The organism is bacterium (assembly GCA_021158245.1).
Classification (GTDB): Bacteria; Zhuqueibacterota; QNDG01; order QNDG01; family QNDG01; genus QNDG01.
The window spans coordinates 1-11,878 of the sequence record JAGGVB010000054.1; the positions used below are offsets into that span (position 1 = coordinate 1).

10 protein-coding genes are annotated in these 11,878 nt (G+C 38.3%); 9 read left to right on the top strand and 1 reads right to left on the bottom strand.

All coding sequences use genetic code 11. The features are described 5' to 3' along the window. The first annotated feature begins 131 nt into the window (after positions 1–131). A complete protein-coding gene (locus tag J7K93_02860; GenBank protein MCD6115931.1) occupies positions 132–1,259 on the top strand; it encodes a hypothetical protein in 1,128 nt (375 codons plus the stop codon). Positions 1,260–1,443: 184 nt separating this feature from the next. On the opposite strand, the gene pdxA is transcribed toward J7K93_02860, so the two are convergent. Then, positions 1,444–2,445, bottom strand: coding sequence for a 4-hydroxythreonine-4-phosphate dehydrogenase PdxA (gene pdxA, locus J7K93_02865; protein MCD6115932.1), 1,002 nt, complete (start codon positions 2,443–2,445; stop codon positions 1,444–1,446). A 194-nt stretch (positions 2,446–2,639) separates the two neighbouring features. Between pdxA and J7K93_02870 the strand changes: the two genes are divergently transcribed. The 8 genes from J7K93_02870 to J7K93_02905 all read left to right on the top strand — a co-directional run. Continuing rightward, complete coding sequence (locus J7K93_02870; protein MCD6115933.1) at positions 2,640–4,172, top strand: DUF92 domain-containing protein; 1,533 nt, start codon at positions 2,640–2,642, stop codon at positions 4,170–4,172. 54 nt (positions 4,173–4,226) lie between these two features. After that, a complete protein-coding gene (locus J7K93_02875; GenBank protein ID MCD6115934.1) occupies positions 4,227–5,531 on the top strand; it encodes a UDP-glucose/GDP-mannose dehydrogenase family protein in 1,305 nt (434 codons plus the stop codon). A 44-nt stretch (positions 5,532–5,575) separates the two neighbouring features. Then, positions 5,576–6,865: a phosphopyruvate hydratase gene (gene eno, locus J7K93_02880; protein MCD6115935.1), complete on the top strand. Its 1,290-nt coding sequence runs from the start codon at positions 5,576–5,578 to the stop codon at positions 6,863–6,865. 74 nt (positions 6,866–6,939) lie between these two features. Beyond that, on the top strand, positions 6,940–7,257 hold the full coding sequence (locus J7K93_02885; protein ID MCD6115936.1) for a septum formation initiator family protein: 318 nt from the start codon (positions 6,940–6,942) through the stop codon (positions 7,255–7,257). A 22-nt stretch (positions 7,258–7,279) separates the two neighbouring features. Next, on the top strand, positions 7,280–7,924 hold the full coding sequence (locus tag J7K93_02890) for a DUF502 domain-containing protein (protein ID MCD6115937.1): 645 nt from the start codon (positions 7,280–7,282) through the stop codon (positions 7,922–7,924). 87 nt (positions 7,925–8,011) lie between these two features. After that, positions 8,012–9,826, top strand: a complete 1,815-nt coding sequence (locus J7K93_02895) for a hypothetical protein (GenBank protein ID MCD6115938.1) — start codon at positions 8,012–8,014, stop codon at positions 9,824–9,826. 14 nt (positions 9,827–9,840) lie between these two features. Further along, on the top strand, positions 9,841–10,266 hold the full coding sequence (locus J7K93_02900) for an ATP-binding protein (protein MCD6115939.1): 426 nt from the start codon (positions 9,841–9,843) through the stop codon (positions 10,264–10,266). Beyond that, a partial coding sequence (locus tag J7K93_02905) for a hypothetical protein (protein ID MCD6115940.1) occupies positions 10,266–11,878 on the top strand: 1,613 nt, incomplete at its 3' end. The genes J7K93_02900 and J7K93_02905, both read left to right, overlap by 1 nt.

The window sequence follows — 11,878 nt, forward strand, 5'->3', positions numbered from 1 at the left end:
CACTTTTTTTAATTTCCTGTTTGCAAATATCCATTAATTCCGTACATTTCTTTTTGGGTTAATTGACTATCTGAATATTTATCTACAATACTTGCAACAACATCGGCTAAATATTTTATTGGGAGGCTATTGTGGAGCTACAGATCAAAGAGGTACAGAACAAAAAGGATTTGAAAAAATTCATATCATTTCCTTATGATCTTTATAAAGGTAACAAATACTGGGTTCCGCCTTTACGTTTTGATGAGATGAACACTCTTGACTGGAACAAAAATCCCGCTTTTGATTTTTGTGAAGCCAAATACTGGCTTGCATACAGAGACGGAAAAATTGTCGGAAGAATTGCGGGAATAATTAATAACAAATACATCGAAAAATGGGGTAATAAATACGCTCGTTTCGGCTGGATTGATTTTATTGATGATGTTGAAGTTTTAAAAGCACTTATCAGCACTGTTGAGACATGGGCTTCGGAGAAAGGTATGGAAGCAGTTGAAGGCCCCCTGGGATTTACAGATCTTGATTACGAAGGTATGTTAATAGAAGGTTTTGAAGAACTGGGCACCATGGCAGGAATTTATAACTATCCCTACTATCCACAGTATATTGAAAAACTTGGATACAAAAAAGAAGTTGACTGGCTGGAATTTGAAATTAAAACTCCTGACAGTGTACCGGAAAAAATTGAAAGAATTGCAGAAATATCACTTAAACGAAATAAACTAAGCGTGCTGGATATTAAGAAGAAAAAAGACCTGTTAAAATATGCGAATGATATGTTTCATGTACTTAATTCAAGTTATGAACATATCTTCGGATTTGTTCCACTTACCGAGAGGCAGATAGACGTATACATTAAACAGTATTTTGGATTTGTCAAGCCCGAATACATCTCAATAATTCTTGATAAAAATGACAAGGTTGCCGCTTTTGGAATCACCATGCCCTCCTTTTCAAAAGCTCTGCAGAAATGCAGGGGAAGATTATTCCCCTTTGGATTTATTCACCTACTTAAAGCGATGTATAAAAATGATACACTTGATCTGTACATAATCGGTGTAAGGCCGGACCTGCAGGGTAAGGGTGTAAATGCCATTATGTTTAATGAATTAATAAAAATTATTTCCGGCCACAGCTTTGTCAAAGCAGAAACTAATTACGAACTTGAAACCAACACAAAAGTTCAGGCTCAATGGAAATTCTTTGACAAACGGCAGCATAAAAGAAGAAGATGCTATAAAAAACAACTGACTGTATAACACTGTACTTTTAATAATAGTGGCTGTATCAAAAGTCGATTTGAAGTCATTAAAAGGAGCGAAGCGACATAGCAATCTCAGGAATTGAGCACGAATTAAAGAGATTGCTTCGCAAAAAGACGCTCGCAATGACAGGGTTAGGACTTTTGATACAGCCCCCGAAAAAGTAAGTATTTTAATTGATTTATAAGTAGTTGAAGTTTTTACCATATTTAATTGCGGCCTGAATTGCAGCAGCCATACCGTCAGGAGAAGCAACACCTTTGCCGGCAATATCAAAAGCAGTACCGTGATCTACGGAAGTCCGCAGAAAAGGAAGGCCCAGAGTAAAACTGACAGTCCTGTAAAAATCAAGAGTTTTTGCTGCAATATGCCCCTGGTCGTGATAAAGAGAAAGCACTCCGTCAAACATCCCCTCATTGGCAAGATGAAATACACTGTCTGCTGGTACCGGCCCCCTGACATCTAAAAGCTCCTGCTGTGCCTGTCTTATTGCAGGCCTTAAAACATCAATTTCTTCTCTGCCGAGAAGTCCGTTATCCCCTGCATGGGGATTAAAAGCAGCTACAGCAAGGGCAGGCTTTTCAATACCGAACAGCACTAAATATTTTATGCATCGTCTTACCTCTTTCAGAATTAAATCTTTATCAATTATAGAAGAAACTTCTTTTAGAGGTATATGCTTTGTTAAAAAAAATATTTTCAGCCTTCCGGTTAAGAACATAGTATCAGCCTTTTCTACTCTGCAGCGGTCTTTAAAAATTGAGGAATGATCCAGATACCCGGCACCTGTACGCGTAAGAGACTGCTTGTTAATCGGGCCTGTAACTACTGCGTCCAATTCTCCTGCCATTGCCATATCAATGGCATTCTCAATATTAACTAGAGATGCACGCCCGCAATCAACATCAATTATTCCGAATGTAACAGGACCTCTGATAATTCCGGAAGGCACATATAATATTTCATTCTTATCAATTCTATTATCAGTTTGTTTTTTATATTCTCTAAACCTGACATTACTTCCAATAAGCTCTTTTGCCTGATTCAATACCGCAAGATCGCCAAAAACAACAGGCAGCCAATTATCTTTGCCTTTTATTCTGTCAATAGCTTTTAAAACAATCTCCGGCCCGATACCTGCAGGATCTCCTGTTGTTATCCCGATTTTCAGCCGTTCTGTCATGTACACCTCAAATAAATGATCAACAAATTATACTAAAAATTTACAAAAATTATAATTAATTTCAAAATGCTTCCTGACGAGAAAAAACTTCAATTTTCAAGCGAATAAATATCTTGATTTTATCAAATAAAATAATTAAAATTATAGGATTAAGGGATTAATTATCACAAAATAATTATCTTATAGGTACTGCCGTGAATTTGATAAAATTTATTACAGATGTGCCTTCAAATCAGTGGATTACTTTCCTTCTATTTTTTGGAGGAATTGTCTTTTTTATCGGACTTGCAGAGTTTCTCCGAAAAACCATAGGATGGAGTCAGGAATTCAACAGAAAATTGGTTCATATCCTTACAGGGGTTCTTGTTTTTCTCAGCCCCTTATTTTTTAAATATCCTGCTCCTCTCGTTATTCTCGGCATTATTTTTACAATTGTGAACTCTGTCGCCCTTGCCACTGATTCTTTAAAAGGCATGGATAACTCTGAACGTAAGACCTATGGAACAGTATATTTTCCCATTGCTTTTATACTTCTTATATTCACATGCTGGACATCTTATAAATCAGTTCTTATGGCATCTATTCTAATCCTAGGTATTGCAGATGCTATGGCAGCAATTGTAGGAGAATCCGTAAAAAATCCCCGAATTTTTAATCTTACAGGAGAAAAAAAATCTGTCCAGGGCTCTTCTGCAATGTTCGTATCGACCTTCCTGATTGTTTTTTTTACTCTTCCGTTAATCGATTACCTTGATAACATTACCATAAGTTTCGCCCTGTCATTTTGGATTGCTATTGTCACTGCACTATTTGCTACAGGGCTGGAAACTTTGTCATTTGCCGGATCAGACAACCTCACAGTTCCCCTCGGCTCTGCTTTTGCAATGAGCTTCATGTTACACTCATCTACAAACGGAAGGATTATGCTTACAGCAGGTGCGCTTATTGCTATTGCGGTTGCATACTCATCCTACAAAGCAAATTCACTTTCTAAAAGCGGCAGTATGGCAACATTCATTCTGGCATTCATTATCTTTGGCGCAGGTGGATTAAAATGGTCTATTCCAATATTAACTTTCTTTGCCTTATCCAGTGCACTCTCAAAAATTGCAAAAAGAAAAAAAGAAAAATACTCGCTTATGTTTGAGAAATCAGACACAAGAGATATTTATCAAGTTCTGGCAAACGGCGGTATTGCCGGAACAATCATGTTTTTAAACATATACTTCCCGTCAAATATCTGGTACTATATCTACATTGGTACTCTGGCAGCAGTTAACAGTGACACCTGGGCAACTGAAATAGGAGTACTTTCAATTTACAGCCCTGTATCTTTCCGTTCTTTTAAAAAGACAGAAAAAGGGCGCTCAGGAGCAATTTCAATACTCGGTACATTGAGTGCTTTTATAGGCAGCGCTGTAATAATTCTCAGCGGATTTCTTGCCGCACCGGAACTGTTCCGTGGTGACACAAGGATAGAACTTTTAATGCTGATCACAGTAGCAGGCTTTTCAGGAAGCTTTATTGATACGGTGCTCGGGGCATTTTTCCAGGCTCAGTATAAATGCCCTGAATGCGGGAAAATTACCGAAAGAAAAACCCACTGCAGCGGCATTGCAACGCAAAAGGTATCCGGCATCAGTTGGGTCAACAATGATATTGTAAATTTTACATGCTCTGTAACCGGAGCTTTAGTAACATACGTTTTCATAAAACTTTTAATTTAAAAATTTTGAAATGGAGTATTTAACAAAACCGATATACAATCAAAGGGAGGAACAATGAAGCTATCCGTAATTGGAACCGGATATGTCGGGTTAGTTGCAGGTGCGTGTTTTGCCGAGGCAGGCAACGAAGTCATTTGCATGGATAACGATAAAGAAAAAATAGATAAACTGAATAATGGGATTATTCCTATTTATGAACCCGGTCTTGATAAAATGGTAGAGAGAAACAGTCAAAACAATAAATTATTATTCACAACGGATATTAAAAAAACCGTGGAAGACTCTGATGTGATTTTTATTGCCGTAGGTACTCCGCCTGATGAGGATGGTTCTGCAGACCTTACCTACGTACTTTCCGTTGCAAAAGATATCGGGAGTTACATGAACAGAGAAAAAATTGTCGTTGATAAAAGTACTGTTCCTGTTGGTACTGCACATAAAGTTTATGAAACAATTAAAAAGGAGACGGAATACAATGTAGTTGTTGTATCAAATCCCGAGTTTTTAAAAGAGGGAGCAGCCATTGACGATTTCATGTATCCTGACCGGGTTGTAATCGGAACAAGCGACAAACAAGCAGCAGAAACAATGCAGGAACTTTATGCGCCATTCGTAAGAACAGGTAATCCCATAATTGTCATGGATGAATTAAGCGCAGAAATAACAAAATATGCAGCAAACTCACTTCTTGCTACAAAAATTTCATTTATGAATGAAATTGCAAATTTCTGTTCAACAGTAGGCGCAGATGTATCAATGGTAAGAAAAGGCATTGGATCCGATAAAAGAATCGGCTACTCCTTTATATTCCCCGGAGTAGGCTACGGAGGATCATGCTTTCCAAAAGATGTAAAAGCTCTTATTCGTACTGCAAAGCAGCACGAATATGATATGAGGATTCTCCAGTCTGTTGAAGATGTTAACGAAGATCAGAAAAAAGCACTAATCCCTATGATAGAAAAACACTATGGGAAAAATCTTAAAGGAAAAACATTTACATTGTGGGGACTCAGTTTTAAACCCAAAACCGATGATATGAGAGAAGCCCCTGCAAGAATTATCATTAAAGAACTTGCAGACAGAGGAGCCGCTATTCATGCCCACGACCCTGCAGCTATGGACGAAGCACGAAGACTTGGTCTTGACAAGAATGTTACTTTGTTTGACGATAACTATGAAGCGCTAAAAGGAAGTGACGGCCTTTTAATTATAACCGAATGGCTTGAATATCGTGAACCGAACTTTGATAAGATCAAATCTCTGCTTAATGCTCCTGTTATTTTCGACGGAAGAAATATATACAACCCGAAAAAAATTCGTGAACATGGATTTATATACTTCAGCATAGGAAGGCCGTAAACATAAAACAAATTTTTCATTTCTTATAACCAGGAGGTAGTAACATGTCGATTATTTATGATATTAATGCACGGGAAATTCTTGACTCCCGGGGCAATCCCACAATAGAAGTGGATGTTATGCTTGAAAGTGGAATTGCAGGGCGTGCTTCTATTCCGTCAGGAGCGTCCACAGGAGAGCATGAAGCAGTTGAATTGCGCGACGGAGATAAAGACCGGTTCCTCGGCAAAGGCGTATTAAATGCTGTTGACAATGTGGTTGACACGATTGCTGAAGATCTAATCGGTGAAGACAGCCTGGAGCAGCCGACTATTGACCAGATGATGATTGAACTTGACGGAACTAAAAACAAATCAAAGCTCGGCGCTAATGCAATTCTCGGTGTATCCCTTGCAGTTGCAAAAGCAGCAGCGAGCTATTCAGGACTACCCCTCTACAGATACATAGGAGGAGTAGGAGCACGCTTTCTGCCCGTACCGTGTATGAATGTACTTAACGGAGGATCTCACGCTGATAATAATGTTGACCTTCAGGAATTCATGATTGCACCTGTAAATGCTCCGAGCTTTGCAGAAGCATACCGTATGGGTTCGGAAATCTATCACACACTTAAATCTGTGCTGAAAGACAAGGGTTATGCAACCAGCGTAGGAGATGAGGGAGGTTTTGCTCCGAACCTCAAATCAAACGAAGAAGCAATTCAGTCCATTGTCACTGCAATTGAAAAAGCAGGATATAAACCCGGAGAGGATGTTTTTATCTTTCTTGATCCTGCTGCATCTGAATTTTATGACAAAGAAAAGAAAAAATATATTCTTGCATCTGAAAATAAAGAGCTCTCCGCTGATGAGATGGTCAGCTACTACGAAAATCTCATCAACAAATATCCCATACCTTCTATTGAAGACGGTATGGCAGAAGATGACTGGGATGGCTGGAAAATAATGACTGACCGCCTGGGCGGAAAAATCCAGATAATGGGTGACGATCTGTTCGTTACCAACCCTGAAAGGCTCATGATGGGAGTGGAAAAAGGAGTCGCTAACAGCATTTTAATCAAACTAAATCAGATCGGAACCCTTACTGAAACTCTTGATACAATTGAGCTTGCTTCATACTATGGATACACTGCAATGGTATCCCACAGATCAGGCGAAACCGAAGATACAACAATAGCGGACCTCGTAGTGGCAACTGGTGTCGGACAGATCAAAACAGGCGCACCCTGCAGAACCGAGCGTATTGCAAAATACAATCAGCTCCTAAGGATTGAAGAATCCCTCGGTGAATCTGCACTGTACTATGGGAAAAAAATACTTAAATTCTCAAAGTAGAAAAATACAATTATATTGCTTATCTTCCCCTGTCCTCTATTTTGGGTAGGGGAAGAATTTTTAAACAGGATTATATGGCAAAAACATCAAAAAAATCTATCTATAGAAAAAGGAAACGAATTTTTTTCTGGCTTCTCGTGCTTTTGCTGCTGCTGCTCTTTTCAATTGGAAAACGGGGCTTTATACAGCATATCAAAGTTAAAATTGAACATAGAAAACTAAAAAAAGAAATTGAAGCTTTGAAGTCGGAAACAGAAAACTTAAAGAAGGAAAAAGAGCTTTTAAAAAAACCGGAATATATTGAGAAAGTGGCAAGAGAAGAGTATGGCATGGCAAAAAAGGGAGAAAAAGTATATAAAATAGTTCCGGAGAAAAAAGATAAAACTCCATAACACTATAACTGCAGGGGAAAGTATGTTAAATAAATTAAAAGCAATATTCCTTACCGGAATTCTTGTCCTTGCTCCGATCACTCTCACAGGATACATACTTGTATTCCTTTTCCGTTTTTTTGACGGGCTTATGAAAAATTCCGTAATGCGTTTTCTATATAGATTTACGGGTTTGTCTCCTGATACCGGTTCTATACCCGGTGTAGGGATCCTTGCTGTTCTGATTCTTGTGATCATTACCGGAATTATTGCCCGAAATTACTTTGGTAAAAAATTTATCAGCCTTGGTGATTATCTCTTAACCCACATACCTCTCGCAAACAGAATTTACATTGCAATAAGACAGATAAGCGAAGCCATATTTACAGAAAAACGGGAACTATTTGAAAAAGCAGTACTCATAGAGTATCCCAGGAAGGGTATCTATTCCATAGGATTTTTTACACAAGATACGCGCGGCCCCATACAGGACGCAATAGAACAGGATGTTATAAGCATTTTTATTCCTACTGCACCAAATCCTACTTCAGGATACCTGCTCTTCATACCCAAAGATCAGGTCATGGACCTGGATATGAGCGTAGAGGAGGCACTTAAACTTGTAATCTCTGCAGGATCAATAGACGTTAAAAACCGTTTACACCCCACTGGAACAAAAAAGGTGTAAACTTAATATTTTTTGTACCGGGAAAAAAATTGAGGGCAAGTTGTGAGGGTTTTTTCCCCTCTTCTGACAGGGAAAAAGCAGGCAGATATGATCCCTGTTATACTATCAATAATTATTATTTTTTCCATTGGGACAAAATTTTTATTTGCGGCCCGGGGAGATTCCCTTTCTGTAATTTTTAACCAGGGGATAAATACTGCCACATGGGGAGTAAAAGCAAATTATCTGTCCCCAGTGGGAAAACCTGTGAGAATTTCGTTTAAAGAGGCTCTTCTTTCATCTTTATTGAGAACAGGTAACGGAATGAAATGGAAAGACCAGCATACTTTTACAATTCTGCTGACAAGGCCTGTCTGTTCATTTCTATCCCTTAATGCAGGAGCTGAATCGTTTCTGTACAGAGATCGCCAATCCGGGTTTGATAGCAACATTGCAACACATTCCGCAGGAGTAGGCTTTAATTTTTCCAAAGGGAATATTTCTATTCCTTTCAGCGCAGGAATTAAAAATGATTCAAGATACGGACATAATGACACCGGATTCAGTTATAAAACAGATGTTAATATCCCGAATTTTAAAATCGGAGATTATATTAATTTTTTCACAGCACACAGGGAGTACGACCATCTGAATAAAAGAAGGAACTCTGACATTTCCATGTCTTACAATATACACAGAACTTTTTATAACGAAACAACAGACTCTTTGCATCTTTCGTACGGACAGATGAGAAGAGAATACTACCTTTCAGCGCTTGGAGATATTGAGAGCCGACAGGAAAAAAGAGTACAGGCAGAAAATCGGCTGAACTACAAGATTAACGACAAATTATCATACAGAATATACAGCAACTTCGGATCCAGAATTTTATCTATCTTTCAGATAACAGACTCAACAAAGACTCTTTCACGAAAAAGAAACGACTTTTTCTCAAATATGAGAGGGGATTTTGACATTTCTTTTAAACCTGTAGATATAAAGCTGCACATTGGCTACGAAACAATGGATCAAAACTATAAACTATCAGGTATCACAGGCATGTCAACAGCACATCTTTCAGTACCTGATAATAAAAGCTCCTACACTACAATGGCCCTTTCCTGCGCTTCTGCATTCTCCGCTGACTCTATGGTTCTGACAGGATTTATACAAAAATTTAAATACGATACACCTTCATCTGACAATTTTGACGACAGAGACGAACTACAAATTCGCTGCAGCTTTTCCGAATACCACACATTCTCCGGAAATATAAAAGCTGTTGTTTCAGCAAGTATCAACTTTCATCACAGAGTCTATATTTTTGGTGAAAGAAGCGGGGATAATAACTGGACAAGAATATTAAAATTCAACCCCGGCATTGTATGGAAGCCATCAGCACACCTGTCATGGTCACACTGGATTCAGGTGCTTGCAAACTATATCAGTTACGATTTTGAAGATATGCTTCCCGGAGTGAGAAGTTTTCTGTACAGAAAGTTCATGTCACAGGACTCGCTGACAATAAATCTGACAAAAAAGAACTCTTTAAGAGTTACTCTGCAAACTGAATTTGACGAAAACGGCAGATTTTTATATGAATCATGGTCTGAAGAAAAACTCTTTAACAGAAACAGGAGTATTCTCGAAATAATTTCAGTGTACAAACCCTGCAGATACTTTCGTATCGCATCAGGATACTCATATTTTTTCCAGAACGGAAAGCAATATTCACGAGGTGCAGGTTCTTCATCTGCAATGAATCTTTATTACATGCAGCACGGCCCATCTCTCGAAATATCGTACAGAGGCAGCCGGCTTTTTCTAACTGCACGGGGCAATACATTTATTACAAAAACAAAATCTTTAAATAAAAAAACTTTAACAAGAATATCATTAACCATGAACTGGGCTTTAAATTAACCGTAAAAACTACTATGAAAAACAGAAAAAAGACAATTTCCCTTACAATCCCAAGCACCCTGGATCAGCTTGAAAAAGTTGAAAAGCTGTCATCAAGTATATCTAAAAAAATGGAACTTTCATCAGACCAAACCGATAACCTCGCAATCGCAGTTACAGAAGCAGTAGGCAATGCTATTGTACACGGCAATAAAATGCAAAAAGAAAAAACTGTTGATATTGTCTTTAAATTGAGTACCGATGAACTTGAGTGTTCAGTATCCGACAGAGGCAAGGGTTTTAATGAAAAAAGCCTTTCAGATCCACTGGATCCTGAAAATATTATGAAGGAGAGCGGCAGGGGAATATTTATTCTTGAGGCCCTCATGGACAGCGTATCATATTCGTTTTCTTCTGAGGGCACAACCGTAACATTCGTTCTAAAAAAGAAGTTTGAATAGTGACTCTATCTTACATCACATCAATTCTATACCTTACTTTAGGGATTATCATTATACTGCTTGGAATAATAATCCTTAATGAAAATATAAGACAACGTGTCAATCGAATCACAGGGATTATGATGCTGCTTGCAGGAACAGGCCCGATTTTCGGGGCATTCGGGCTGTTAATGCAGACATCACCATTAATATATTCCAATCTTCAATCCTTCAGCAAATTATTTCTTGTTTGGGAATTTTTCTTTCCCCAGATGCTTCTATTCTCTTTTGTATATCCTCAGGAGATAAAATTTGTAAAAAACCGGCCATATCTGAAATATTTGATTTTCATCCCGCATCTCATTCATTTTCTGCTTGTATTTACTTTTTCATCTCCTGAACAAGTTCGCCACCTTATTAACCTTAGTGCGATTTCTGACAAATTCGGACTTATAATTCAGCCTGTTACAATTGCTATCGGCATTATATTAGCTCTGGTAAGCCTGATTTATGAATTTCACGCAAACTTTTTTGCACTAATCAACTTAATTTACATTATTACTGCCATTAGCCTAATGCTCTGGGGTTACAGCAGGCTTCAAAACCAGCGTCTTAAAAAACAAGTGGGAATTGTTCTATGGGGTATCCGCGCAAGTGTAGGCCTTTACGCCATTGCATTCATATTTCCCCATCTGCATATAAGCTTATTATCAAGATCCATAAGTTACCTGCTTGTAACAGGGGCTCTTCTTATCGGAGCAGGATCCATTGCATGGGCAATAATAAAATACAAATTTCTTGATATAAGATTCATTATCAGAAAAGGCCTGGTTTTTTCTCTTGCAACTGCTATTCTTATAACTATTTACCTTCTACTCTTTGCAGAGGGTAAAAAAATCATGTCACACTTCTTTCCCATTGATATCCCTGCAATTGAGATTATCTCCATTTTATTTGTTTTACTCTTTTTTCAGCCCATACTCGGTACAATTGAACGCCTTATTGAAAAATTCTTTATGAAAGACAGACTCGATTACAGGAATATACTGCAGAACCTGAGCCGCGACATTCTTACAACTCTTGACCCCGGAGCCTTAAAAGATAAAATCACGTCAACACTTAAAGATACAATGTCTCTTACCTTCGCAGAACTTATAATGCGTTCTGTTGACGGCAATCTTATACTCAATCTTCCTGACAGACAAGTTATTTTCTCAGGCAAAGAAGAGTGGATATCCATTCTTAAAGAACAGACCCAGCCTACAGGATTTGATGACATCTCCATACAGACCCATGATGAACCGTACCTTGAACCTCTCAGAGAGCTTAACCCTGTACTGCTAATACCATTTATTCACAGAGACAAACTTAGCGGAATTCTTCTACTCGGAGAAAAAATATCCCGAACAAATTTTTCTGCAGAAGAGATGATGATTCTGAGCGTACTTTCGTCACAGGCGGCAATTGCACTGGAAAATGCTGTGCTCTACACAGACAGCCTGGAAAAGCAGAAAATTGAGGAAGAACTTGAACTTGCAAGGGAGATTCAGACAAACCTTCTGCCGAAAGATTCTCCCGATAGTCAAATTTTTGAACTTGCAGGACACAATATCCCCTCTAAGGAAGTAGGAGG